The 26,648-nt window shown below is 42.1% G+C and carries 19 protein-coding genes and 1 pseudogene; 8 read left to right on the forward strand and 12 right to left on the reverse strand.

Annotated elements, in window-relative coordinates:
• Positions 1 to 15: 15 nt before the first annotated feature.
• Together AACX33_RS02060 and AACX33_RS02065 are read right to left on the reverse strand one after the other, a co-directional pair.
• Positions 16 to 867: a cyanophycinase gene (locus tag AACX33_RS02060; protein WP_193997520.1), complete on the reverse strand. Its 852-nt coding sequence runs from the start codon at positions 865 to 867 to the stop codon at positions 16 to 18.
• Positions 868 to 1,046: 179 nt separating this feature from the next.
• A complete protein-coding gene (locus AACX33_RS02065) occupies positions 1,047 to 1,244 on the reverse strand; it encodes a hypothetical protein (protein WP_193996972.1) in 198 nt (65 codons plus the stop codon).
• 402 nt (positions 1,245 to 1,646) lie between these two features.
• Between AACX33_RS02065 and AACX33_RS02070 the strand changes: the two genes are divergently transcribed.
• Complete coding sequence (locus AACX33_RS02070) at positions 1,647 to 3,557, forward strand: ATP-binding protein (RefSeq protein ID WP_193996973.1); 1,911 nt, start codon at positions 1,647 to 1,649, stop codon at positions 3,555 to 3,557.
• A gap of 288 nt (positions 3,558 to 3,845) precedes the next feature.
• Here the strand turns inward: AACX33_RS02070 and AACX33_RS02075 are convergent, their stop codons facing one another.
• The 3 genes from AACX33_RS02075 to AACX33_RS02085 all read right to left on the reverse strand — a co-directional run bounded on the left by AACX33_RS02075 (position 3,846) and on the right by AACX33_RS02085 (position 7,493).
• Positions 3,846 to 4,889 carry a 3-deoxy-7-phosphoheptulonate synthase gene (locus AACX33_RS02075; RefSeq protein ID WP_193996974.1) on the reverse strand — a complete coding sequence of 348 codons (1,044 nt, stop codon included), beginning with the start codon at positions 4,887 to 4,889 and terminating at the stop codon, positions 3,846 to 3,848.
• A 213-nt stretch (positions 4,890 to 5,102) separates the two neighbouring features.
• Positions 5,103 to 6,761, reverse strand: a complete 1,659-nt coding sequence (locus AACX33_RS02080; RefSeq protein ID WP_193996975.1) for an alpha-amylase family glycosyl hydrolase — start codon at positions 6,759 to 6,761, stop codon at positions 5,103 to 5,105.
• A gap of 354 nt (positions 6,762 to 7,115) precedes the next feature.
• Positions 7,116 to 7,493, reverse strand: a complete 378-nt coding sequence (locus tag AACX33_RS02085) for a DUF1823 family protein (RefSeq protein ID WP_193996976.1) — start codon at positions 7,491 to 7,493, stop codon at positions 7,116 to 7,118.
• A 221-nt stretch (positions 7,494 to 7,714) separates the two neighbouring features.
• Here AACX33_RS02085 and AACX33_RS02090 point away from each other — a divergent pair, with 221 nt between their 5' ends.
• The gene (locus AACX33_RS02090; RefSeq protein WP_193996977.1) at positions 7,715 to 8,017 is read left to right on the forward strand and encodes an acylphosphatase; all 303 of its coding nucleotides are present in this window, start codon (positions 7,715 to 7,717) and stop codon (positions 8,015 to 8,017) included.
• Positions 8,018 to 8,871: 854 nt separating this feature from the next.
• Here AACX33_RS02090 and AACX33_RS02095 read toward each other — a convergent pair.
• Positions 8,872 to 9,669: a dienelactone hydrolase family protein gene (locus AACX33_RS02095; RefSeq protein ID WP_193997521.1), complete on the reverse strand. Its 798-nt coding sequence runs from the start codon at positions 9,667 to 9,669 to the stop codon at positions 8,872 to 8,874.
• Between the two features lie 118 nt (positions 9,670 to 9,787).
• Here AACX33_RS02095 and AACX33_RS02100 point away from each other — a divergent pair, with 118 nt between their 5' ends.
• Entirely contained in the window at positions 9,788 to 11,899 is a 2,112-nt protein-coding gene (locus AACX33_RS02100) for a M3 family metallopeptidase (RefSeq protein WP_193996978.1), read from the forward strand.
• Positions 11,900 to 12,430: 531 nt separating this feature from the next.
• Here the strand turns inward: AACX33_RS02100 and AACX33_RS02105 are convergent.
• Positions 12,431 to 12,928: a DUF2243 domain-containing protein gene (locus AACX33_RS02105; RefSeq protein WP_193996979.1), complete on the reverse strand. Its 498-nt coding sequence runs from the start codon at positions 12,926 to 12,928 to the stop codon at positions 12,431 to 12,433.
• Positions 12,929 to 13,093: 165 nt separating this feature from the next.
• On the opposite strand from AACX33_RS02105, the gene AACX33_RS02110 reads away from it, so the two are divergent.
• The 3 genes from AACX33_RS02110 to AACX33_RS02120 all read left to right on the forward strand — a co-directional run bounded on the left by AACX33_RS02110 (position 13,094) and on the right by AACX33_RS02120 (position 17,798).
• Entirely contained in the window at positions 13,094 to 13,579 is a 486-nt protein-coding gene (locus AACX33_RS02110; RefSeq protein ID WP_193996980.1) for an NADAR family protein, read from the forward strand.
• 307 nt (positions 13,580 to 13,886) lie between these two features.
• Entirely contained in the window at positions 13,887 to 16,631 is a 2,745-nt protein-coding gene (locus tag AACX33_RS02115) for a GAF domain-containing sensor histidine kinase (RefSeq protein WP_193996981.1), read from the forward strand.
• Between the two features lie 396 nt (positions 16,632 to 17,027).
• The gene (locus tag AACX33_RS02120; protein WP_193996982.1) at positions 17,028 to 17,798 is read left to right on the forward strand and encodes a hypothetical protein; all 771 of its coding nucleotides are present in this window, start codon (positions 17,028 to 17,030) and stop codon (positions 17,796 to 17,798) included.
• Here AACX33_RS02120 and AACX33_RS02125 read toward each other — a convergent pair whose 3' ends face one another.
• Complete coding sequence (locus AACX33_RS02125; protein ID WP_193997522.1) at positions 17,799 to 18,203, reverse strand: NIL domain-containing protein; 405 nt, start codon at positions 18,201 to 18,203, stop codon at positions 17,799 to 17,801. It lies immediately after the preceding gene.
• Positions 18,204 to 18,436: 233 nt separating this feature from the next.
• On the opposite strand from AACX33_RS02125, the gene AACX33_RS02130 reads away from it, so the two are divergent.
• Complete coding sequence (locus AACX33_RS02130) at positions 18,437 to 19,027, forward strand: thioredoxin family protein (RefSeq protein WP_193996983.1); 591 nt, start codon at positions 18,437 to 18,439, stop codon at positions 19,025 to 19,027.
• Between the two features lie 319 nt (positions 19,028 to 19,346).
• Here the strand turns inward: AACX33_RS02130 and hisD are convergent, their stop codons facing one another.
• The 3 genes from hisD to AACX33_RS02145 form a co-directional block, all read right to left on the reverse strand.
• Positions 19,347 to 20,627: a histidinol dehydrogenase gene (gene hisD / locus AACX33_RS02135; protein WP_193996984.1), complete on the reverse strand. Its 1,281-nt coding sequence runs from the start codon at positions 20,625 to 20,627 to the stop codon at positions 19,347 to 19,349.
• A 101-nt stretch (positions 20,628 to 20,728) separates the two neighbouring features.
• Positions 20,729 to 21,157, reverse strand: coding sequence for an aspartyl protease family protein (locus tag AACX33_RS02140; RefSeq protein WP_193996985.1), 429 nt, complete (start codon positions 21,155 to 21,157; stop codon positions 20,729 to 20,731).
• Complete coding sequence (locus tag AACX33_RS02145; RefSeq protein ID WP_193996986.1) at positions 21,150 to 21,365, reverse strand: hypothetical protein; 216 nt, start codon at positions 21,363 to 21,365, stop codon at positions 21,150 to 21,152. The genes AACX33_RS02140 and AACX33_RS02145 overlap by 8 nt, the downstream gene beginning before the upstream one ends.
• Before the next feature lie 402 nt (positions 21,366 to 21,767).
• On the opposite strand from AACX33_RS02145, the gene AACX33_RS02150 reads away from it, so the two are divergent.
• A complete protein-coding gene (locus AACX33_RS02150; RefSeq protein WP_193996987.1) occupies positions 21,768 to 25,937 on the forward strand; it encodes a chemotaxis protein CheB in 4,170 nt (1,389 codons plus the stop codon).
• Positions 25,938 to 26,276: 339 nt separating this feature from the next.
• Here AACX33_RS02150 and AACX33_RS02155 read toward each other — a convergent pair.
• A pseudogene (locus tag AACX33_RS02155) lies at positions 26,277 to 26,648 on the reverse strand (gephyrin-like molybdotransferase Glp); the annotation flags it as partial.

Raw genomic sequence — 26,648 nt, forward strand, 5'->3', positions numbered from 1 at the left:
TTAGCTGTCTAAAAGTTAGATGTTTGGGGAAGTAACTGGGATAGAGACATTTTCCACAGCACTTTGATTCAATATAGGTTGGCGAGTGTTGAGATCAAATTTATAACCATTTGGCAAAATATGCAGTTTCGCTGCAAAAATCGCCAACGGCTCATCCTTGAGGATTTCGCCCATATTGTTTGTAGCTTCAGACTCATCAATAATGGTTACCGAACCTTCTCCAATGACTTCAATTTCATGCTCAGTGACTACCATTGCGGTATTCTCATCAATGCCAAATCCTAATACGGCAGGTTCTTGGACTAATGCAGAAAGTAAACGTCCCAAGCGTCCGCGCTGCGAAAAATGCTGGTCAATGACTACACCTGGGAGAAAACCCAGACCCGGCCCGATGTCCACAATTTCCATTCGCGGATGGGTTTGAGCATCGCCTTCCACAATCATTTTATCAGGCATGACTGCGGCTCCGGCGCTTGTACCTGCTACAACTATACCTTCCGAGAAGCGTTGATGAATTGCTGCATCTATTTCAGTATCCTTGAGGATGCTGGTAATCCGAGCCTGGTCTCCCCCTGTAAAAAATATCCCAGTTGCTTGTGCGATCGCTTCCAAAGCTGTGGATGAAGACGCATCATCACGGGTTTCTGTGTCAAGGATGCGAACTCCTTCAGATCCTAGACGTTCAAACACTTTAATATAATCATCTCCTACATCCCTTGGTAGTTCCGCGGCAGCTGTCATAATCACAATCTTGGCCTTGATACCCCCAGCCCGGCGCACAAACTCCCGCAGAATTTGGGAATCTCCATCTCTGTCTTCAGCTCCCCCAATAATCACCAATTGGCGTTTAGTTGTAATATTCGTCATCATAACTCCTGATTTGACCCTTTCACCCCTAATTGCTGCCACATACTTTCCCCAGCACGTTTTCATGCTTTCAAGATGGAGCATTTATTCTGTGTAATCTCAACTGTTGCCACAACTCACCTCAGCATGAATCTGCGGGTGTAACAGGAGTCCTCTTGCAGAGTAAACATAGAAAAAAATTAACCAAATTGGTTTCTATAAAGTAAGTTAATTAAAAACAACCGAGCTTGTTCGAGTGAGATATGCCTGGGCTTGCCCAGGTAAACAATTTGATACTCATTGATATCTGGCCTATCTCCATAACCAGAAATTAGCTTGCGGTGAAAAGCTTCCTCAGCAAGTTGAGCAACTTCATCTCTAAGAGCAGCTTGATTCATCGGTTGCTGTCTCCGCGAAATATATTTGAGACATGGACATAATTTACAAATCCTAGCAAAGACTTTGTATGCAACGTTTTCACATATTTTTACCCAGATGTCTTTGTAATATTATATAAATTTTGCGAATCCATTTCATCTTTCAAAGGTTATATATTTGATGATTTACGACCTTTAATGGCTGATATTATCTACTTAATGAGTAATGGCGATTAAGTTATGCTGTGGGGTGGTTGAAAATGCTTAGTAATAAGGTATATAATTTAGTGGATATAATTTTATCTAAGTTCAACGAACTCCATATCTGCCAAATAATAATCTAAAATCGACTACAATCCATAAGTCTAAATAATCGATAAATTAAATTTCACATTTAGGGTGTCTAGCTAAAGGTTTATATCAATGATTCAACATAAAAGCAACAGTTTAGTCCTGATTAATGCGAGAAAAACTGATGTATTTGATATTTTTAATTTCAAGCATTACGAGGGGTCTAACCCATATTTGGATACAAGGGCGCTAGTCTTTGATTTTGCTCTGATTGAGTCTAGACAACCCGTACCCATTGAAGAGTATATTTCCAGAATAGGCGATCGCTTTGGGCAACTACGAGAACAAACCTACCCATCCCATGCCCATCTGTTTGCCAGAGTTGCCTCCGAAGTCGGTAAGCTAGACATGGGTTTACACCTCAACCGTTGGAGTGTGAAACCATATGCAGATTATGCGCGAATTAGCATTCAATCGTTGCATGAAAGCACCACTAGAGCCGTAATTTACCTTGTCTGGGATTGGTTTGAAGCCATCAACCAAAACCAAAAATTCTTCTTTGATGAGAAACTGCTAACTATTCAGAAAAAGTTCCGTGATTCTGTCTACGGCGGCCCCACAGTTTACGCCCTATTGCGAACAGCTGATAAAAAAGGTATTCCCACCTTTTATCTGTGGTCAGAAGCACTAATGCAATATGGTTACGGCAAAAAACAAGTTCGTGGTATCGCCACAACCTTTGATTGCGATAGCCATCTAGATTCAGATTTCACCACCCGCAAAGATGAATGCAAAATATTTATGCAAACATTGGGTTTACCAGTACCAGAAGGTGATATTGTTTTTTCCGAAAAAGAAGCCTTGGAGGTAGCAAAAGAAATAGGTTACCCAGTTGCAGTTAAACCTGTAGTTGGTCACAAAGGAATAGGCGTTACAGCTGGTGTGCGAAATTCCAGAGAACTCGCATCTGCTTATAGTATTGCATTATTAGCAATTCCCGAAGACCAGCCAGCGCGGATAATTGTGGAAAAAAGCATTTCGGGAACAGACTTTCGCTTGTTGTGTGTTAATGGTAAATTTGTCGCCGCCATTGAACGCCGTCCCGCATCAGTTATAGGTGATGGTTACGCAACTATTGCAGAGTTAATCCGCAGAGAAAATCGCCAACCAGCACGCTTAGATACACCCACCTCGGCCATGTCTAAGATACAGTGTGATCAAGCAATGGAACTCTACCTGGACGAACAAGGTTTTTCCTTGAACAGTGTGATTAAAAAAGGACGCACTGTTTATCTTCGCAAAGTTGCCAATCTTTCAGCTGGAGGTATGAGCATTGATGCTACATCCACAATTCATGATGACAATATTATCTTAGCCCAAGACATCGCCCAACACTTCCGGCTAACTTGTCTAGGCATTGATGTCATTGCCGAAAACCTGTCAGAATCTTGGAAGTCAAATAGTAACTTCGCCATTCTGGAAATCAACGCCGCACCAGGAATTTTGATGCATCTTAATCCTGCTGTTGGTGAAAGTGTTGATGTACCTTCCCGCATCTTAGAAAGCTTTTTTGAATCTGGGGTAAATTCCAGGATACCCATTATTACCTTTAATAAAATTTCAGTTGCAGAATTGCAAGCAACAATTGACCATATTCTCTCGCAGCATCCTGACTGGATAATAGGTGCTGTTTGTCATGATGCCGTGTTTGTCAATCGGTCACAAAAAGCATTACGCAACGATTACAATAGTAACGTCGAAATTTTGCTGCGTAATCCCCAACTTGATTTACTAATTACCGAGTATCCAGAATCCATACTGGAAGCACAGGGAATGTTTTACCAGGGAAGTAACATGGTAGTTTTAAATAATCCCACAGAAACAGAGATGATGTTAGTGCGGGATATCTTCGATGATTCTACGGTGGTGATTAAGAAAGAAAACGACATTTCTATCCGTCGTCGTGGGTTGATTGAAGACTACACCTTGGGAGAAGATGAACCATTTAGTAGGGTGTATTTAAAAGAAATTGGCGCAATTTAAATAGGTGATATCATCCCCGCCAAATCTATGCTGTGTCTCCCCTCCTCGCCTGCGGGGAGGGGCTGGGGGTGGGGTGCAATTATTGTGTAATCATAACTAATTCACCAGACTCGATATCACCCCTCAAAACAGGAACTAAGTAGGTAAGCAGGAATAAACCAAACTATCTTACAACTTGTAAATACTCCTGAAACCCTCACCAATGACCAATGATTTACCCTGAGCGTAGCCGAAGGGCTAAAGACAAATGACGACCCTAGCCAGTTAACTTTATTTACGCCGACCTACTTAACTTAGTTTTTCGTAAGCAGCCAAAATAGTTTTTTCGGTTTCATCCCAACTAATACATTTATCAGTTACAGAAACACCATACTTTAATTCTTCTCGCTTACCAGTCATCGGTTGATTACCTTCATACAAGTTTGATTCCAGCATCACACCGACTATTGATGTATTACCATCAACTATTTGTTGAATGACATTTTCTAACACAGTCGGTTGTAATGTGTAATCTTTATTGGTATTTCCGTGGCTACAGTCAATCACAATTCTTGGTGATAAATTAGCCGCTTTTAATTTTTCTTCTACCAGTTGGACATTTTCTGCGTCAAAGTTAGGCTGACTACCACCGCGGAGGATAACGTGACCATAGGGATTTCCCCTCGTTTCAAAGACACTGACTTGTCCCTTATGATTAATACCCAGGAAATTATGAGAGCTTTTAGCTGATTGCAAAGCATTTAAAGCTACTTGAATATTACCATCAGTACCATTTTTAAAACCTACAGGCATGGAAAGACCACTAGCCATTTCGCGATGGGTTTGTGATTCCGTAGTGCGTGCGCCAATGGCAGACCATGTAATCAATTCACTAATATATTGAGGTATAATCGGATCTAGTGCTTCTGTACCAGCCGGTAAACCCAACTCTGCTATTTTTATCAGTAGGCTACGTGCAGTTAATAAACCTTTTTCTACATGAAAAGAATCATCCATATCTGGATCATTAATCAATCCTTTCCATCCTACCGTAGTTCTGGGTTTTTCAAAGTACACCCTCATAATCAGTAGCAGTTTATCCTTGACTCGTTCAGCCAGAACTTTCAATCTCTGGGAATATTCGAGGGCTGCTTGTGTATCATGAATTGAGCATGGGCCAACGACAATAAATTTTCTGCTGTCCTGAAAATCGAGAATATTTTTGATTTCCTGTCTATGTTGCAAAACAGTCTGTTCAGCCGATTTAGTTAAAGGCAATTTTGATTTTACTTCATTGGGTGTTAGTAATACGTGAGAGTTCTTGATGTTAGTATTAAATAATTTATTGTGCATAGAGCCGAACTTGTGATTTTTGCAATTCCACTAAGGAATGAAGTTAATATATTATTTTAAATCAAAAGTACAACACCAACTGAGAGATTTCTCGAATTTCAAAATCTCCATAACTGCGGATAGAGAATTGTGTTGTTTTCATAACTTCAAAAGGGGACAATCAGCCCCCTTTTCTGTATTATGAGACTGTGGTTTCAGTACCACCAGATGTGATTACTGCCATACAAACACTTTGGCTTCGTATGGTCCTAAGTCAGTAATCATACCATCATCACCAGCCTCAACCTGATAATTGCCTGTCCATTCATGCCATGTCCCACCACAGGGGAAATTAGGAATGTGATAGCTACTCAGGAAGTTTTCCGAAAAATTTACTACAACAACGACACGAGAACCTTCTTCGTTCCAGCGACTATAAGCTAGTACCTTGGCTTCTAGGTTTTCGTGAATAAAATCAATATTTTCTGTGTAGAGGGCATGACTATTTTTACGCAGATGAATCAACCCCTTATAGTATTCAAATAACTGCCGATTTAGATCATTACTTAGCAGTGACCATTCGATTTTGGATGATTCAGGTTGTTTGGGTCTGTATTCACCGAACTCTTCTCCCATCCAAATTAAAGGTACACCAACAGATGTCATGAGAATAGCTACTGACAATTTAGCCCTATTAAAGCCTTCTTCATCAAAAATCTGCCGATTAGCCAGTTCTAGCATAGTCCGCTCATGGTCGTGGTTAGTTAGATAATTAACCACATTGGTTGTACCCATAAAGCCTTGACGTTTACCATCAATCACATCTTTGAGGCTTTCTAAATCAAAAGTATCACCACAAATATGCACCATGATTGTATGACGGAAGCTGTCGTGCCAACAACCATCCATTGGGCCATCTATATTGGTAATACTGGTAGTTTCGGGGATGTGTTCGGCAATGTTATAAAAAGGCTTAGTACCAGCAGTATTTTTGGCTTCTTCAACAATCCAGTGCATGAAATCATAGTTAGCAATTTGCCTGGCTGCATCATAACGAATACCATCTATATGATATTCTGTAATCCAAAAACGAATTGTCTCCCCAATAAATTTTCGTGCTGGGTAAATGTCTAAAACTTCGTCATAATGTTCGTAATTAAACTCTGGACCCCAGTTATTTTCAGGGTCACGCGGAGAATGGTGATACCAATAATCATGGTCAATTTGAGTTAATGGACTTGACGCTTCTGAGTGGTTATATATACCATCCATAATCACCCGAATGCCTCTACCGTGGCACTCATCGATGAGCTGCTTTAACTCAACAGTAGAACCATAACTGGATTCGGTGGCAAAGAAATAACAGGGATTATAACCCCAGCTATAACTTCCTGGATATTCTTTGATTGGCATCAACTCAATAGCGTTGATTCCTAAATCACATAAATAATCTAACTTTTCAATGACGTGTTTATATTTTCCTCGCGCGTATTTGTCATCCTCACCACCAGAAAAATCACCAACGTGCAATTCATAAATTACTAATTCATGGTCAGCAGGTAGAGGTTTATCATCGTGTTGCCAAACGTAAGTGTCAACAATTCTTGCCCCATCTTTGATGCGGACAATACCTTTATCTTCGCCACTTTCTCCATTGATGTCAGTGGCGTAAGGATCTATCACATCAACCCACTGTTCCGGTTCAAAAAACCATGAATTTGACTGAACCCTGAATTTATATTCATAGATGCCATCTTCTATTTCAACAGTTGTCCGAAAATAGCCATCATCGCCCCTTGTCATGGATATTTCTTGCCAATCAGAAAAAGAGCCAATTAATGCCGCTCCTTTGTTATGAGGCGCAAATAAATTAAATTCAATGGGTGTTGCCATACAATTATTTTGATTAAAAAATGTAGATATGAATATCTTCTAAATTATTAATCAATTTGCAAACCAGTCTTTAGAGATATTTATGTAACTGCTTCATCTGTCTGAAGTTAGATTCTCTTGGATGGAAATGGGTTGTTTATTGAGTATTAACTGCTGAGATTACTCATGATTAAATTATATAGCAATTCGATTTGATTCCTCAAATCATTTGTAGAGGCAGGGGACAGGAAACAGTCAAGGATGAATCCAGGACTTTGGAGGTGTTATTCAATTAAATGAGAGTCCTATGGTATACTGTTCATTATCATTAGGTAGAAATATTTTCCAAGTCATTTTTGATTTTTGCTGCCAAATTTACTCAATTTTGCCGTTGATTTGTTGCAAATAACTTAATAACCAATTGGCGGCTGTGGCTCTACGAGTCTGGCGAGGTCCAAATTCACCAATTTTGTAACCTTTAAAACCCAATTTTTCTTTGGCTATTTGTTTATTTTCTTGAGGAATAGAACGAGTTAATTTGACTGTGGCTGGGCGACTATCAATAAAATCAGGTGGTTCTGGGTACTCATCTCGCCATGCTGATGCCACTTCGCTATTATCCCATTTGTCGGTTGAAGAGTTATAACGATAACCTAAGTAGTGCCAGACTAATTGATTGACTGTGGCATCATCAATTTGATCATTAAAAATTGCCCAGATTGTTTCTGTATTCAGTGGTGGCAAGTTAGACATAAGTGATTAAAACTTAGAATTCACGTGTGCAAAAATTAAATTGTGGCAAGCAGTTGGGCTGACTTTAATAGACTCCTACAGATAAAAATGATTTGATCTCTTTATACATTTATACACTTACTGAAAAAGTTATCCGCCAAAAATACAAGTGCTTGAATGAGAAATTCGGTTGTGTGTCTACAAAGCAGGTAGACTGGAAATTGTAAAGCATTGACTGGTCTATGCCCAATCCTACATCACTGCCCAAAATAGTCCGCGCCCATGTATTTATTTCCGGTCGAGTACAAGGGGTAGGCTATCGCTATGCGACTGTTGAGACAGCTAGCCAGTTGGGATTAACTGGTTGGGTGCGGAATCTCCCTGATAACCGTGTGGAGGCAGTTTTTGAAGGTGCGCGGGTGGTCGTTGAAGACATGGTTCGCTGGTGTCATACTGGCCCACCTGCTGCGGTGGTGAAAGATGTTGTCGTTGAGTATGAAAAACTTGAAGGTTTGCGGGGGTTTGAAGTTAGGCGCTTTGAGTAGACCTGTTTTAGTGTGCGTCGCCTATGCACAGGTGAAAACCTATTTTACACTCTTAAAATCTCAGTGGGCGATATACGTTTAGCACCATTTGGGAAGGTTGCAATCAGTAAGTAGATACGAATATTTATCACTATCTAAAGACAAATGAAGTCTAGGGTGTGTTGTCGCGCAGCCCAACGCACTGTCAACACTTGGGTTGCGCTCAGTGTTTTAATAATTTAAGGTGCGGCTTAACACAACGGCAATACAGAGGAAGAAAAATCCACACCGCTTTTTGCTTCCTCTACAAATAATTTATACTTCTTCATATACATTTAATTTCTCTTGCAGACTTACTTAGACATCTCTACAAGGCTTTGGGAAAAAGCATATTTGAATTCGGTCGATGTCTCATGTTTCTACTTGAAACACTTGCAGTAGGGTAATTTGTCATCTCCCTACTAGTCAACTACCAACATAACCTAACCTGTAATTTTGCTAGTACAGAGGCTATCTCATGCCGCGTTTGCTGGAGCTAGAGCAAAAGAATTAACCGCTGTTATCTAAATTTTTTGTAAATTATATTGACTTTATGTAACGAACTTGTTAATATTATTTACATAAGTTAGCAAATACCTCAAACACCTACGTAAATCACTATTAATAAAGTTGCCTTGGAATTGAGCTAAAATTTCGCTTCTCAGTATAAATGTATCTAAATCGTCATTCTTAGTTATCCGAATCACAAACCTCAGTTGCCAAGCTGAGGTTTTTTGTTTGGGATGAGCGCCCCAGAGGGGAAGTCAAAAGTATTAAATCCCTTCGTAAAGAATGGGCTAAAAGCCTCGCTATATCAGGGTTATACCTTGCTTTCGTTATGAGTTAGTTGGTTTTTGAAATATTTCGGCAAAAAACTGCTTGAGGGCTTGCCATGAGCGCTTTTCTACAACTGGGTTATAAAGTGATTGCGGTGGATTGTTGGCTTCTGGGTTGGTGAAGCTATGGACTGCGCCACCGTAGGAAATTAATTGCCAATCGACATTTGCCTCTCGCATTTCGGTAGCGAATGCTTGTACTTGTTCTTCTGGGACTAGGGGATCATCTGCACCATGTAAGACTAATACTTTGGCTTTGATGTTTTTGGCATCATTCGGGTTAGGAGTGTCGAGGTTGCCGTGAAAACTTGCTACGCCGGCAATATTTGCCCCACTCCGGGCTAGTTCTAGGACTGTTCCACCGCCGAAGCAGTAACCAATGGCGGCGATGCGTTGAATATCGGTTAAGGGGTTTTGTTGTAAAACTTTTAATCCGGCGTTGGTGCGATCGCGCAATAATTGTCTATCCTGACGATACATCGTCGCTTGTTTGCCTGACTCTTGGGGATTGTTTGGTCTAATACCTTTGCCATAAATATCGGCAGCAAATGCTACATAACCAAGCTTGGCTAATTCTTCAGTGCGTTGTTTCACAAAGGACTGTAATCCATTCCACTCATGAACTACTAAAACGCCGGGACGCTTGCCTTGAATGGAATCGTCAAAGGCGAGATAACCTTCTAAAACAGTATTTCCGTGTTTATACTCAATAGTTCTCGTTTGAATTGCGGCTAGCACTTGTGTAGAACATAAGGACATCAGCACAGGTGAAACTAAAACAGGAATCAGTAATTTCATGGGGTAATTAATGGGGAATTTTTGAACATTTTGCCATTTTGGCACGGCTAAATCACACAGCGATCGCTACATTAGAAGATACAACAAGATATTATTTATAGGCGACTCACACAAAACCATGAGTGCAAATGTCACTATTTCTCAAAATCCCTTACTTAAAGGTTCTGGCTTACCTCCCTTCGGTGAAATTCAACCAGAGCAAATAGTACCAGCCTTCAAGCAGCTATTGGCAGAACTTGACCAGAAGCTAACTATCTTGGAGGCTAATATCCAGCCTACTTGGAGCGGTTTAGTAGAACCATTAGAAAAACTGACAGAAAGCTTGAGCTGGAGTTGGGGCATAGTGAGCCATTTAATGGGTGTGAATAATAGCCCTGAACTGCGCGCAGCTTATGAAACCGTACAACCACAAGTGATACAGTTCAGCAACAAGCTCGGTCAAAGCCAAGCAGTTTATCATGCTCTTAAGGAACTCCGCGCCAGTGAGAATTGGGTAACTTTAGAATCAGCCCAGCAGCGAATTGTTGCAGCTGCTATCAGAGATGCTCAACTTTCCGGTGTAGGCTTAGAAGGAGATGCACGGGAACGTTTCAACGCCATCCAAATGGAGTTAGCAGAACTTTCTACCAAGTTCTCAAACCATGTCCTCGATGCCACCAAAGCCTTTAGCTTAAACCTGACAACCAAAGCCGAAATAGAAGGCTTACCCGATAGCTTAGTTAGTCTATCTGCACAGATGGCCCGTGATGCGGGAGCAGAAAACGCCACCCCAGAAAATGGCCCTTGGCGGATTACCTTAGACTTTCCCAGCTATGGCCCTTTCATGCAGCACAGCACCCGCCGAGATTTGCGTGAAAGACTTTATAAAGCTTACATAACTCGTGCTGCATCAGGTGAATTTGATAATCAGCCCCTGATTGAGCGCATTTTAGAATTGCGGCAAGAACTAGCTCAATTACTCGGCTTTGAGAATTATGCCCAGTTGAGCCTAGCCAGTAAAATGGCTCCTAATGTGGCCGCAGTTGAAGCATTATTAGAAGAACTTCGTCAAGCGAGTTATGATGCTGCTGTCAAAGACTTAGAAGCACTCAAAGCTTTTGCCGCTAGCAAGAAAGCACCAGAAGCCGCAGATTTACAACACTGGGATACCAGCTTTTGGGCAGAACGCCAAAGGGAAGAAAAATTTGCCTTCACCGCCGAAGAATTACGTCCTTACTTTCCCTTACCTCAAGTTTTAGATGGTTTATTTGGACTAGTGCAGCGACTGTTTGGGATTACCGTCACCCCTGCTGATGGTCAAGCCCCAGTCTGGAATGAGGATGTGCGTTATTTCCAAATTGCTGATGAAACGGGTACTCCTCTTGCTTATTTCTACTTAGACCCCTACAGCCGTCCAGCAGAAAAGCGCGGTGGTGCTTGGATGGATGTCTGTATTAATCGCAGCAAAATTACTGAAAATGGTGTAACGGCGATTCGTTTACCTGTAGCGTATTTGGTATGTAACCAAAGTCCCCCAGTCGATGGTAAGCCTAGTTTGATGACTTTCTATGAAGTAGAAACTTTATTTCATGAGTTTGGTCATGGCTTGCATCATATGCTGACCAAAGTAGACTACACCGGGGCAGCAGGCATCAATAATGTCGAATGGGATGCCGTAGAACTACCCAGCCAGTTCATGGAAAACTGGTGCTATGAGCGACCTACTTTGTTTGGCATGGCGAAGCATTACGAAACTGGTGAACCTCTACCGGAGCATTATTACCAAAAACTTTTAGCGGCACGTAACTATATGAGTGGTAGTGTGACTTTGCGCCAAGTTCACTTTAGTAGTGTTGATTTGGAAATACACTATCGTTATCGCCCTGGTAGTGGTGAAACTGCCGCCGATGTGCGTCATCGCCTGGCCAAAACTACTACGGTTTTACCACCATTACCAGAAGATGCTTTTTTATGCGCTTTTGGACACATTTTTGCCGGTGGTTATGCGGCAGGTTATTACAGTTACAAGTGGGCTGAGGTACTGAGTGCTGATGCGTTTGCTGCTTTTGAAGAAGCAGGTTTAGAAGATGAACAGGCGATAAAAGCTACAGGTAAACGTTACCGGGATACAGTGTTAGCTCTCGGTGGTAGTCAGCACCCGATGAATGTGTTTGCATCTTTCCGAGGTCGTGAACCTAGTACGGTTTCGTTACTCAAGCATACTGGCTTATTACCGAAAAATTGGGTATAAAGCCCCGTTGTTTTACGACGGCTTTCAATTTATGAGTGTACCAATATGCTGCTATAGTAATTGTAGTGGAAAGGTAATCAACCACTTAAAAAACCTAGCCGTCGAAAGACAAAGCACTGAACCTTGATAATTGAATCTATGCGGTTCTACTGCATTATTCTAGTTTCCTCCTAGCAGTAGGTAAAAGATTCATAGGGGCTAGACGAATCAGCATTTTGAAACAATTTGTTTCAAACCAAACAGGACTTGCACTAATGCAAATAGGGTAGGGCATACCCGAATTAACGCTTGGGGAGAATCCCACCTCTGGTCTAGACGACGCAAGGACTCTAGGTTAAGTGGTTTCGTTGAACCAAGAATCCCCGTCGATTTATCGCGGGGAGTGTCAACAACTGGGAATTAACGATTTCAGTTGCGTAGTCATCAATATCAAACTCCATCGCTAGAGATATCAAGCGCGTGCAAGTAGCAATAAAACGAAAATGCCCGCGCTCCGACTGATTGTAATGTAACTATATGAGGGCGATTGTGCTATCTTTTTGGCCACAATTGCCCATTTTTGCTATTTTGTAGGATTATGCCACCGACCACAACCATGAGCAAGCCGGACAGTAAAAATCCCACATCCCAAGCTAACTGATTTGGCCCTGGTTTGACGTGGTGAATACCCAAAATTTGGTGGTTAATCAATCCTTCCACGAAATTGAATAAACCTGCACCCATCAACAAAGACCCCACAAAGATATGTGTTGACCAAGGAACATCTGCACGACCTCCAGCGCGCCACAGTAACGCCACTCCTACCACGGTCATTACCCAGTCAAAGGCATGAAATAACCCGTCCCAGACCATGTTCAAATCTATATTTGAGACAGTTTTTAGGGGACGAACATTGCTTAACATATGATGCCATTGCAGAATCTGATGCAACACAATACCATCAACGAAGCCTCCTAAACCCAGTCCCAGAAAGATCCCGGCGATCATCAACGGCAGAGGGCGATCGCCATTTTCACTCTTCACCTCCATTGTCAACCTCACAGACAGACTTTTTTACCACATTCCACAATAGAATTTTTCTCCCAGTCATATCTTCTGTCTGGAGACAAGTGCTAGCTTTCAATCTAAAGTTCACAACTTCTTGCTAGTATCTACAGGCATCATAGAAATTGATATATAAAGAGCAATTTTCAAATGACCATATACTTTTACAAGGTGTGGCAGCCTTATGGCTGTTTTTCTAACTTTTCTCCCCACAGCATCCAAATTCAGGGTACTTATTGGTCAACTGTGGAGCATTATTATCAAGCGCAAAAGTTTGTCGGCAGTGTGGATGCAGTAATTATACCCTTTATCCATGCTGCCGAAACCCCAGAAGCAGCTGCGGCTTTGGGACGTTGCTGCACTCGCCAACTCCGTCCAGACTGGGAGATTGTCAAAACTAAAGTTATGCGAGAAGCTGTACTCAAAAAGTTTCTCACTCATCTGGATATTCAAAAAATTCTGCTCACCACTGGTAATGAGACGCTGGTAGAAAATTCGCCAAACGATTATTTCTGGGGCTGTGGTGCCGAAAAAACTGGTCAAAACCATCTTGGCAAAATCCTCATGGGTGTGCGTGCAGAAATCCGCCAATCGCGACTTTTTACCGTAATTTCTGGGGAAAGTAAGTTAGATTAAATATCTGCTGTGGCAGGGGAATGTTGTCATTCCCCCAGATTAACAATTATGAGAAACTTTTTTCAGTAAAATCACTTAATAAGTGCTGTAAGATGTTAAAATTGTCTAGAAATATCAAGAAATTTCTGAAGTTTTCTCATCTGCTTAATATTACTCTATACATTTTGTTGTTGAAGTTATAATATTAAGTGCTTATTAATAACCTTTTCTTAATCTTATACCCGTAATAATCAGTAATGCCACTGGCAATTCTTGATTACTAAGGGTTTTTAACCAGTCTTTGTATTATTTTTTAGGTGTACCAGTAATGGGATTTACCGATGACCCCAGTGATTTGCATCCAACCTTTAACCAGGAAAATTTATTGCATCGGATCACAAATCAGATTAGGCGATCGCTTGAGCTTCAAGAAATATTAGCAGCGACTGTTGACGAAGTTCGTTCATATTTGGCTACAGATCGAGTTATGGTGTATCGATTTGAAGCTGATGGTAGTGGTGAAGTGATTGCCGAATCTATTCATGAACAGCGTCTACCAAAGCTATTAGGACTACACTTCCCAGCCGATGATATTCCGCCGGACGCGAGAGAGATGTTTGTAGCAGCGCGGCAACGTTCCATAGTGGATGTAGCTAGTGGGAAAATAGGACTATCACCGCTCAAGTCACGAGAAACTGGCAAATATCTTCAAACCGAGAACATCCACTATCGGGAGATCGACCCATGCCATATTCAATACTTAACAGCAATGGGCGTACAGTCTTCACTGGTTGTCCCAATTCTACATCAAGAACCTGGAGAGCAAGGGAAATCACCAAAGCGGCAACTGTGGGGATTGTTGGTGTCGCATCACAGCCAACCACGCACGATTTTGAGGCGGGAACTCAGAATAGTCCAAAAAGTTGCCGATCAGGTGATGATCGCGATCGCTCAAAGTAACTTACTCACCGAAGCCCGTACCCAGCAAAAGCGAGAAGCCACGATCAACAGAGTCACCACACTGCTGCATAAACTACCCACAATCCAACTACAAGAAGCATTAGAAGAAGTAATCACCGCATTTAGTGGCGTAGGTGGGAGAATTTACATTGATCACAGTGGCGAAACATACACATCAGGCCAACAGCCCCAACTAGGCGATGAATTAGAAAACACTACCATTCAACAACATCAACTGTGGGAAAACTGGAGAGATGAATTTCAGCCAGGTGATATTTGGGCAGTTACTGACATCTACAAAGAACCACGTTTGCGAGTTTTAGCAACTGCCTTCTCATCCACTCAAATTCGCGGACTCCTGGTGATTCCCCTACACGATCGCCAAAATTTTATGGGTGTAATTAGTATTTTTCGCCCTGGATTTGACAACGAAATCCTCTGGGCGGGACAGCATGACCCCCATCAGCACCAACGACTACCTCGACATTCCTTTAAAATTTGGCGAGAAGAAAGAAAGGGGCTAGCACCGGAATGGAAACCCGAAGAAATTTCCTTGGGGAAAGCTTTGTCCCATCACTTCTCAATGGCAATTTACCAGCAGCAAATGTACCAACAGGTGCAGGCGCTAAATACCAACTTAGAATCTCGCGTCCAAGAAAAAACTGCGGCACTCAAAAAATCATTACAGCTGACTAAGGCAATCAAGCAAGTCACAGAGCAAATTCGCAGTACCTTAGACTTAAACAGTACCTTGCAAGCCATTGTTCAGGAAGTCCGTCCCCTGCTAAATTCAGACAGAGTGCTGATTTACCAGCTAATGGGTGAATTTGGTGGCAAAGTAATCGTAGAAGATATTAATGGCGAATGGCCGTCGGTGTTAGGAATGAACGCACCACTAGGATGTTTTCCTGATGAGACAGCGCGTTTATACTTTCGGGGCAGAATTAGAGCAATTGACAATGTTTCCACAGATACTTTAAGCGATTGTCATCGAGAGTTTTTGCAAAATCTGCAAGTACAAGCTAACTTAATTGTGCCGATTAATATTAGTCTGCAACTCTGGGGATTACTAATTGTGCATCAATGTCATGGGCCCAGAAACTGGCAGGATACAGAAATTGATTTACTGCAACAGCTAGCACATCAGGCAGCGATCGCCATTCAACAAGCCCAACTCTACGAACAAAGCTGTACTGCCGAAATCCAAGCAAAAGCTAAAGCTGCACAATTAGAAAACGCTTTGTCGGAACTGCGAGAAACCCAGACTAAATTGATTCAAACTGAAAAAATGTCCAGTTTAGGGCAGTTAGTAGCAGGTGTAGCCCACGAAATCAACAACCCAGTTAACTTTATCTACGGCAACCTGTCCCACGCCAGTAACTATGTCCAACAACTACTAGAACTATTAAAGCTCTATAATTTGCACTATCCTCAACCCGATGATCAAATTCAATCATTAATCGAAGTAATTGATTTGGATTTTTTGGTAGACGACTTACCAAAAACTATATCATCAATGCAAATTGGAACTGATCGCATTCGTTCCATAGTTTTATCATTACGTAATTTTTCCCGTTTAGATGAGGCGGAAAATAAGCCTGTTGACCTACATGAAGGTATCGAAAATACTTTATTAATTTTGCAACATCGGCTAAAAGCAAATGCCAATCTTCGGAGTATTGAAATAATTAAAGATTATGGTAGTTTGCCCCGCATAGAATGTTTTGCTGGTCAGATGAATCAGGTATTTATGAATATTCTCAGCAATGCCATTGATGCCTTAGAGGAAACCAGAATTATGATCAAGGGCGGAAATCCTCTTCCTAAACCTACAATTTGGATTTCTACTCAAATTACCACAGACCAATCCCGTCTGCTAATTCGCTTTGCTGACAACGGTCTAGGAATGACTGAAAAAGTCAAGAAGCGCATTTTTGACCCCTTTTTCACTACCAAGTCAGTTGGTAAAGGTACAGGACTGGGGCTAGCAATTAGCTATCAAATTGTGGTAGAGAAGCATGGTGGATCAATGGAGTGTATCTCAGAAATAGGCAAAGGTACAGAATTTTGGGTTGAAATCCCGATTAAACGCTTCAGTTACATCAATAGCTAAGTAAAGTTTAGTTGCAAAAATATCCAGGCTAATTTATCAAGTGCTAATCTAATAATTGAAGCTACAAACCTACAGCTTCCCTGGCAGATGCAACAGCTAAATGTGTAATAGAACAAGAGGTAAAAACGCTGTTTAACTTATGTCTGTCTCGTCCAAACCCCACAACACCCAACGCGAAAGCTGATATTTCCTCAAATAGTGAAAATCAGGGGGCGCTGTAAGCGGTTTTCATTGCTTGTTTAAGGTGATGGAACTGATTACATCCCTGGATAGAGTCAACAAGGTGAGGAAATCATTACAGCGAGTAGAAGTTTGGGTGTTGTTGTTTAAATGGGTACAGTTGGGTGTAAGCTAATGACGAAGTTAAAAAGTCAAAGAAATTTGAAATAGCGCCTTATGTCAATTATTGCGCTCAGAGCCTGGTATATTCAAAATTATGAGCCGATTGCCGAACTGGAGAAACGTCCGCCAGACATTCGCCTCAGTAAAAAAAGTCTGCTGAAATCAGCATTAAGAGCGGACTTTCTAGAAGAGATTGACCATGTTAAGCAATCAACCTGGTTTGGGCGTTATTTAGAAGGGGAAAATATTGAATTTTATATTGAAGGTAGTGGTGGCTATTGCGTAGCAAACATTGACTTAATTAGTCATGAAATTTATTTTACTAAACAAGCATTGTTAGCTCAGTTAGAACCAACGATTTTTTTATGCTCCCAGAAGGAGTATGCACCAGCGAGTGATGCCTTACGAGAGGAACTACAAAAAAGTTTGGAGTCTTTGAACTTGCGATCGCGTTTGCCTTTAACATTAGTAGAATCTTCCCGTCCTAGTAATGCTCCCATCAGACTCAGCCGCACCATTATGCGAAAAATCCGCAGGAGTTTGTTGTTTATCGCAGATACTACACCCATTGCGAGCATTTCCCGTAAAGAAACCAATCAATTGATACCTAGTCCCAATGTCTGTGTAGAAATTGGCTATGCGATTCAAAGTAAGCGTTCCGAACAAATTTTGTTAGCACAGATGCAACACCCAGACTTTGAGGGGGAATTTCCCTTCGATTTGCCCACACAGCAGATTTTGCAATTTCAAGACAGTACAGAACTGCATAAAATGATCACTGGAGCCATTGAAACTCAGTTAGCACGATTTAAACTATTTTTCTAATTACAAATTCGTGGAAATTGCTTGTACCGGACAAGTAGGAATACATTGTTCACAGACGATACAGCGCGATCGCGTGAAAGTCAACTTCGATGTTTCAGGGTGCAAAGTCAGGGCTTCCGTGGGGCAAACCCCAGTACACAAACCACAATGGACACAGACATCTTCATCAATGACAATTTCACCTAAGTTATGAGAAACATTGATATGACGCGATCGCATCCACTCAATAGCTTCATCTAAGCGATCAATATCTCCTGATAATTCCACCACCAGTTTACCAATTTGGTTTGGTGCAACTTGAGCGCGGATAATATTGGCGGCGACATTAAATTCCTTTGCCAGTAGGTAAGTAACAGGCATTTGAATAGCGCGTTTGGGAAAGGTGAGGGTAACTCGTTTTTTCACAGGTTTCGCAGAGAGTAGTTTCTGTTCGGCGTTGCTGATTTGAAGTATGAACACGATTTGTGATGATGTCAAAACCCCTGTAGAGAAGTTCCATGGAACGTCTCTACATTTAAATTCATATTTTGTTTCAGCAACGCCTTCTGTTCTAGCTTAGTGTGACTTGCAAAAGCCGCAGAAGCAGAAAACGTTAAACTAAAGAGTGACAATAGTTAATAAGTTTTAATAAATTTCCTATGACTACAGAAACCCCTATGAATGCTACCCCTAAGCCGGAAACCACATCTGGGACGAGGGTGAGAAATTTCTTAATTGCCATAGTGGCGATCGCACTCAGCGTTGCCTTAGTCTTAGGATTGAGAACCGAAACAACATCGGCTTCTTTAGCCAACTTAGATCAAACATCCACCCCTCTAGAAGTAGCAATTAGCAACGGTAAACCCTCAATAGTCGAATTTTACGCCAATTGGTGTACTGTCTGCCAAAAAATGGCTCCTGATATGGCCGAACTCGAACAGGAGTATGCGGACAAAGTGAACTTTGTCATGTTGAACGTAGACAACAGCAAATGGCTACCGGAGATGCTGAAATATCGAGTAGATGGCATTCCCCACTTTGTATTTTTAGCTAAAGATGGCGAAACCATCGCCCAAACCATTGGCGACCAACCTCATACGGTCATGGCCAGTAACTTAGACGCGTTGGTGGCTGGTTCCTCCTTACCCTATGCTAAAACTAACGGACAAGTTTCCCAATTTCGCGCCCCTGTTACACCCGCCAACAATCAAGACGATCCTCGCAGTCATGGAAGCCAGGTGGTTGATTAATTCGTAATTCGTAGTTCGTAATTCGTAGTTCGTAGTTCGTAGTTCGTAATTCGTAATTTAGCCCGCTTTGGAATTGCGTCAAAAACTCCCCTCTCCTTAGTAAGGCTACGGTGTACACACAAGTGATCGAATCGCCCCCTAACCCCCAATTATGGGGGAACAAGAATTTTCAAAGTCCCCCAAACTTGGGGGATTTAGGGGGCAAAACAGGCTCAAACGCAGACAGGAAGGACTTGTGTGTACACGATAGCCTTAGTAAGCAGAGGGGTTGGGGGTGAGGTTCTATATTTTATTAAATCCGCCCAAAATTAACTCAATCCTACTGAAGGCGCACAGAAACGCTACCGCCATGAGCTGGTAAACCTTCCGCAGCTGCGAGAGTTACCGCAGCTTGACCAATTCTTTGCAGTGCTTGTTGATTACATTCTAAATAGGTAATTCGCTTGAGGAAATCGTAAACACTCAAGCCAGAGGCAAAACGGGCAGAACGGGCAGTAGGTAGGACATGATTTGGCCCTCCTAAATAATCGCCAATGGCTTCTGGGGTATAACGTCCGAGAAATATACTCCCAGCAGATTTAATTTGACTAGCAAGCTCTTGGGGATAGTCTACGCATAATTCTACGTGTTCGGGAGCTAACTGATTGAGCAGTGGAATGCTGGCGGCTAAATCTTCCACCAGAATTACTGCGCCATGTTGTTTCCAACTAGCACTAGCTACTTCTTTGGTGGGGAGATTTACGAGGATTTGCTCAATAGCTGCGATCGCTTTTTCTGCAAAACTGGCAGAATCAGTAATTAAAATCGATTGGGCGCTGGGGTCATGTTCGGCTTGGGAGAGTAAATCCCAGGCTATCCACTCTGGGTTATTTTTGTCGTCGGCTACTACCAGAATTTCGGAAGGCCCGGCTACGCTGTCAATACCTACAGTCCCAAATACCTGACGTTTGGCTTCGGCTACATAGGCGTTACCAGGGCCAACAATTTTATCTACAGGGGTCAAGCTTTCTGTACCATAAGCTAAAGCGGCGATCGCCTGCGCCCCTCCTATACTATAAATTTCTTTCACCCCAGCAATTTGGGCTGCTGCAAGTACCGCAGGATTAATTTCACCACGAGGCATAGGTACTGCCATGACAATTCTTTCCACACCCGCAATTTTGGCAGGTAAAGCGTTCATCAGTACAGAACTCGGATAACTGGCGCGTCCTCCAGGGACATAAATCCCCACCTGAGATAACGCCACCCAATTTAATCCCAGCTTCACCCCAGCTGTGTCTGTATAGCCAATATCTTGGGGTAGTTGCTTTTGATGAAAAAACCCAATTCTTTCCGCAGCTAATTCCAGCGCATCCTTGACATCTGGCGGACATTGTTCTGCGCGTTCCGCAATAAAATCGGCGCTCAGATGCAGAGATGGGGGACTGTAATGATCAAAACGGCTAGTATATTCCTTAACTGCGGCATCACCACGCACTTTCACATCAGCGAGAATATCTTTAACTGTACCACTAACATCAACCGTAGCTTCCCGGCGATCGCTCACCAAGGCTTTGAATTTTACAGAAAAATCTTTGTCGGTTGTTTTAAGTAGCTGCATAAAATATATCTCTGAAAGTAGTGCGGATTTTGCCGTAGTTATATTAATAATAAATTAATTTCAATGGTTGATTTTATTTATGCTGCGTTGTGCTGTAACAACTATTCTGAGACTGTCTTCTTAGGACTTACTGCAAAATATAGTTGTGAGCGATAAAAACAAACGTCAAACTCCATGAAAAAATTAACTTGCCCTAAAATGAGGGGAACTTGCACAGCTTTTGTCCAAGCAAATACAAGTTGCACCGATTCAAACTTACCAATTATGGCTTGAACAACTACAACGCGAGCCTCATACTGAGCCAAGTTACCAGTTAAATTCAAAGTTGCTGTCTGACGTTCCCAAACATACCCCAAATCAAGACCTACTGTATAAGGTAGTACATTTACTGTCGCACCTGTATCTAACAACGCTGATATTGTGATTGAAGATTCTTGTTTCACAAGTGCTATGGGCATATACGGGCGAAAACCAGCCTCGCCCAAAGTTGTATCAGCATTGATGAAGGTAAATTGTTCGACATTAGACATTGTTTTGATCTTTGGTAGCTTGCAAAACTTCTAGCATCGTGTTTGCTGCTTCAAAAGCATCGTAGGGAGACCAAACGGGATAAGATTGCTCAGATTTAATTAGATCAGCTTCTTGTTGGGCTAATTCTGAAATTAAAACCTGAACAATGTATAGTTTATCGGCACGGTTGAGTCCTTGGAGTTTACTAAGTAGTTCGGTGGAAACCATCTTGAATACTCTAACCACTTAAACAGCTTAATTCCATCATAGGACTGGACAAGAAAAATTAACTTAGTAATTCAGGCGATCATCGCTCACCAAGGCTTTGAATTTGACAGAAAAATCTTTGTCGGTTGTTTTAAGTAGCTGCATAGACTATATCTCTGAAGTAGTGCGGATTTTGCCGTAATATTAATTTTAGCGTTGCTGAATTTGAATATGAAATACCAAAACTACATTTCTTTCACTCATATTCTCTGCGACTCTGCGCCTCTGCGTGAAATAAAATCACCTCTTGCCTAACTTGTCAATAGTGAGTTTTAGCTAAATTTGTCACACAATTTTAGCTAATCTAGAACCAGAATCATAAAACCTTGATTACTATTCTCAAAATCGGCTCGGCTGAAAATAATGAACTCTCAATCCAACTCTTCTGACGGGAAGGTTAGCCAAAACGAATTATTTCCCATTGTGGGAATGGGTGCTTCTGCGGGAGGATTAGAGGCATTTAGAGAACTACTCAGCCATTTACCTACTGATACAGGCATGGCATTTGTCTTAATTCAGCATCTCAGCCCCCATCAAAAAAGTTTGTTGACAGATATTCTCTCTCGCACCACCCAAATGCCTGTGGTAGAAGTAGAGCATGGCATGGTTGTGGAACCAAATCATGTGTATGTAATTCCGCCCAATAGGATGATGACCATTAGTCAAGGAATCCTGCAACTGACTCTACGCGAAAAGACGCATGGATTTTCCATGACAGTTGATACTTTCTTTATTTCCTTAGCAGAAGAACGGGGAAACAAAGCCATTGGGGTTGTACTCTCCGGGGGTGACTCTGACGGCACAAAGGGACTAGAATCAATCAAAGCAGCTGGTGGAATCACTTTTGCTCAGTGTGAAGAATCGGCAAAAGTTAATAGTATGCCGAATACAGCCGTGGCTTCTGGATATGTAGATTTTATTTTAACACCAAAACAAATAGCCGCAGAATTAGCTAATATCAGTCATCATCCCTACGTTAATCCTCCCACTTCAGTTAAAGCCATCGATACAATCCCTGAAACCGGAGATGCTTTGACAAACATCTTCACCCTGCTGCGAACTGCGACAAAAGTTGACTTTAGCCATTACAAGAACACAACCCTGAAGCGGCGCATCCAGCGACGGATGATGTTATCTAAACTAGACAGGCTAGAAGATTACGTCAGTTATCTCCAAGAGAACCCCGCACAAATTAAAGCTTTATATCAAGATTTACTAATTACTGTCACCAGTTTTTTCCGCGATCCCGAAGCCTTTGAAGCCTTAAAGACAGAAGTTTTTCCCATAATTACCAAAAATAAAACCCCAAACTCACCCATCCGCATTTGGGTAGCTGGTTGTTCTACAGGTGAAGAAGCCTACTCCATCGCTATCTGCTTGCTAGAGTTTTTAACTAATCAGGTAATTAATATTCCCATCCAGATTTTTGCCACTGATATCAACGAATCAGCAATTGAACAAGCTCGCAACGGTATTTATAAACTCAATCAAGTAGCAAATATTTCACCAGAACGGCTCCAGCGCTTCTTTGTCCCCGTCGAGGGCGGTTTTCAAATTAGTAAGCCAGTGCGGGAACTGTGCGTTTTTGCCAGACAAAACCTGATTGGCGATCCCCCATTTTCCCGGTTGGATTTAATTACCTGTCGCAATGTGCTAATTTATTTGGGCAGCGCCGTGCAGAAAAAGCTGCTGCCGATTTTCCACTACGGTCTGAATGCCAATGGTTTTCTGATGTTAGGCACATCGGAAACAGTCGGTGAGTTCCCGGACTTGTTTGCTTTAGTGGATAGAAAAAATAAGATATATTCCCGGAAAATTACTGCAACTCGCTTGGGCATGGATCTGATTACCAACAACTATCCTTTAGAAACTGTCAACACCCAGCCACCAGTCAGCGCAGATACTTGGAATGATGTAGAACTGTATAAAGCTGCTGACCTGATTGTGTTAAATGACTACGCTCCGGTGGGTGTAATTATTAACGAAGATTGGGAAATTTTGCAATTCCGGGGATATACCAGTCCTTATCTGCAACCACCACTAGGCAGACCCAATTTTAACTTAATAAAGATGGCGAAAGATGAATTACGGTTAGAGTTACGTACCACTATTCATCAAGCCAAAAATAAACAAGTGCCGGTGAGTAAGTCAGGCATACAAATGAGAGATAATGAGCAAGTCAGGCAGGTAAAAATTGATGTTGTGCCATTTAAACCTCCTGCGGCTAGAGAATGGTACTTCTTAGTCCTGTTTGCATCTTCATCCTCCTCAACCGCTATTTTAGAGGCTGTTAGCCCTCCTGGGCGGACTGGACGACGCAAGCCCAACGAGCAAGAGCAGGAGATTAACCGACTTAAACAAGAGTTAGCAGCCAATAAAGAGTATCTGCAATCAATTATTGAAGAGCAGCAAGCTACTAATGAAGATTTACGAGCCGCTAACGAAGAAATTCTCTCCAGCAACGAAGAATTACAAAGCACCAATGAGGAATTAGAAACAGCCAAGGAAGAAATTCAGGCTACCAACGAAGAACTGAATACGATTAATGACGAACTGCACCGGCATAATATCCAGTCAAACGAAGTCACCAACGATTTACAAAATCTCCTCAGCAGTATTAATATTCCCATCCTGATGTTGGGAGGAAATCTGCAAATTCGCCGCTATACCCCGGTAGCTGAGAAAATTTTCAACCTGATTTCCAGTGATATGGGGCGACCAATCAGTGATATTAATCACAACTTGAATATTCCTGACTTAGAGAAACAAATTTTAGATGTAATTGGTACTCTCAATTTTAAAACACAAGAAGTTCAAGACAAAAACGGGCGTTGGTATGACCTGCGGATTCGACCTTATCGGACAATAGACAATAAAATTGATGGTGCTGTGGTAATTTTAGTTGATATTGACGACCTCAAACGCAGTTCGGAACAGATTAGAACATCCAGAGATTATGTGCAGGCTATTGTGGATACCATGCGCGAATCTCTCGTGGTGCTAGATGTCAACTTACGAGTAATCAGCGCCAATCAATTTTTCTACGATACATTTCAGGTTCTACCAGCAGAAACAGAACAACGCTTGGTTTACGAAATCGGGAATGGACAGTGGGATATTCCCCAATTGCGATCGCTTTTAGACGAAATTCTCCCATATCAAAACCAGTTTCAAGGTCTGGAAGTTGAACACAACTTTGAGCAAATTGGACACAAAATCATGCGGCTCAATGCCCGAAAAATGACTCTAACAGACAATAGGGAAATGATTCTGCTGGTGATTGAGGACATTACTCAGCAAAAGCAATTAGAAGCAGAACGCATCCACCTTTTAGGTCAAGAACAGTCAGCTCGCAATGCTGCGGAAGCCGCCAACCGCGCCAAAGATGAGTTTTTATCGATTCTCTCCCACGAACTGCGGAACCCACTTAATTCTATGCTGGGCTGGTCGAAGTTATTACAGAAGAAGCAATTTGATCAAGCGACAATTAATAAGGGGTTAGCAGCCATTGAGCGCAGCGCCCAAGCTCAAGCTCATCTAATTACGGATTTGTTAGACATCTCCCGCATTAGTGCCGGGAGGCTGCGGATGGATGCTCAAGAACTTGATCTGGTCTCCGTAATTGAATCTGCTATGGAAGTTGTCAGTTTCTCCGCAGAAGCCAAAAATATTCAAATTGAATCCCAGCTAGCTCCTGCACCCAGAAGTATGGTAGGCGATGCAAATCGCTTACAACAGGTGTTTTGGAATTTACTTTCTAACGCGATTAAATTCACGCCCAACGGGGGTAAAGTTAGCATCACCCTAAATTACACTGATTTTCAGGCTGAGATTCAAATCAGCGACACTGGTTATGGCATTAGTCCTGACTTTCTTCCCTACGTCTTTGAGCGATTTCGTCAAGCAGATAGTAGCAGAACCCGCTCCAACCCTGGATTGGGACTGGGGCTTTCCATTGTCCGCTATTTGGTAGAACTCCACGGCGGTACAATTGAAGCCGAAAGCCAGGGTGAAGGTCAAGGGGCAACTTTTACCGTCAGGCTACCTCTGCAAGCTCCCCAGCAACAGATATCTCTGCTAATATCCACCGAACCAGGCGCTGAAACAAATCAGTCAGAATTGTCAATGGATGAAATTCCATCTCTGGAAGGAGTGCGGGTCTTAGTCGTAGATGATCAAGCAGATATATGTCAGTTATTTAAAATCGTGCTAGAAGAGTATGGAGCGGAAATTACAGGAGTAGAATCAGCAAGAGAAGCTCTAGCAACACTGATAGCAAACCCTGGTGGGTACGATGTACTTTTATCTGATATTGGTTTACCAGAAGAGGACGGTTATAGCTTAATTCGTCAGGTGAGAGAGTTGAGTCCTGAAGCCGGGGGACAAATTCCCGCCGCCGCTATCACCGCTTATGCTGAATATGCAGACCATACAGAAGCTTTAGCCGCCGGATTTCAAATGCACGTCGCTAAACCCATTCCACCCGCGCAATTATTATCCATCGTCGCGACCTTGGCTGGGAGATTAAAATAGGGGCATTGCTGAAACCAAGGATGAATTTAAGAGAATATAGAACGTCTCTACAGAGGTTTTAACATCATCCAAAATCGGGCGTTGCTGATTTCAAATATGAACTTGTCTCACGCAAAGGCGCAAAGGCGCAAAGGTAGGAAGAAAAATTAAGGTAATTTTGGCATTTCATATTCTGATTCAGCAACGCCCAAAATCGAGTTTATACCTCAAATCAGCAACGCCAAAATAGAACTTCCCAAAAAAACATCCGGCTGACCCTCACACAGCGTCAGCTTCTCAAACTCTCATAACTCTGTGTACTCTGTGCCTCTGTGGTTCGTTCCTCCTAAAAAACACATTTCATCCCAACGCAAGATGTAAAACTTGCACCTCTGCTTGTGGAGAAATCACTGTTTGACCCACAGGCAGAACAGCTAAAGCATTAGTTTGAGCTAAATTAATTAAATTCCCCGAACTGTGACTACCACCGGCTTTGTGAAATTCATAAACTCCATCAATTAAATGCAAGCTACCCCAAATGTATGTTTCTCGCTTGCCGTTGGATTTTAACTCGTGATGCGATCGCACCTGCAAAAATTCCGGTTCCCAACCTCCAGCCAACCCCGAAAGCTTCCGAATCGCTGGTTGCACAAATCGCCAGAAAGTCACCAAAGCCGAAACCGGATTTCCCGGTAAACCAAAGAAGATTGGGGATTGGGGAGTGGGGAGTGG

Origin of the sequence: Nodularia sp. LEGE 04288 (assembly GCF_963896525.1) — a bacterium.
Taxonomy (GTDB): domain Bacteria; phylum Cyanobacteriota; class Cyanobacteriia; order Cyanobacteriales; family Nostocaceae; genus Nodularia.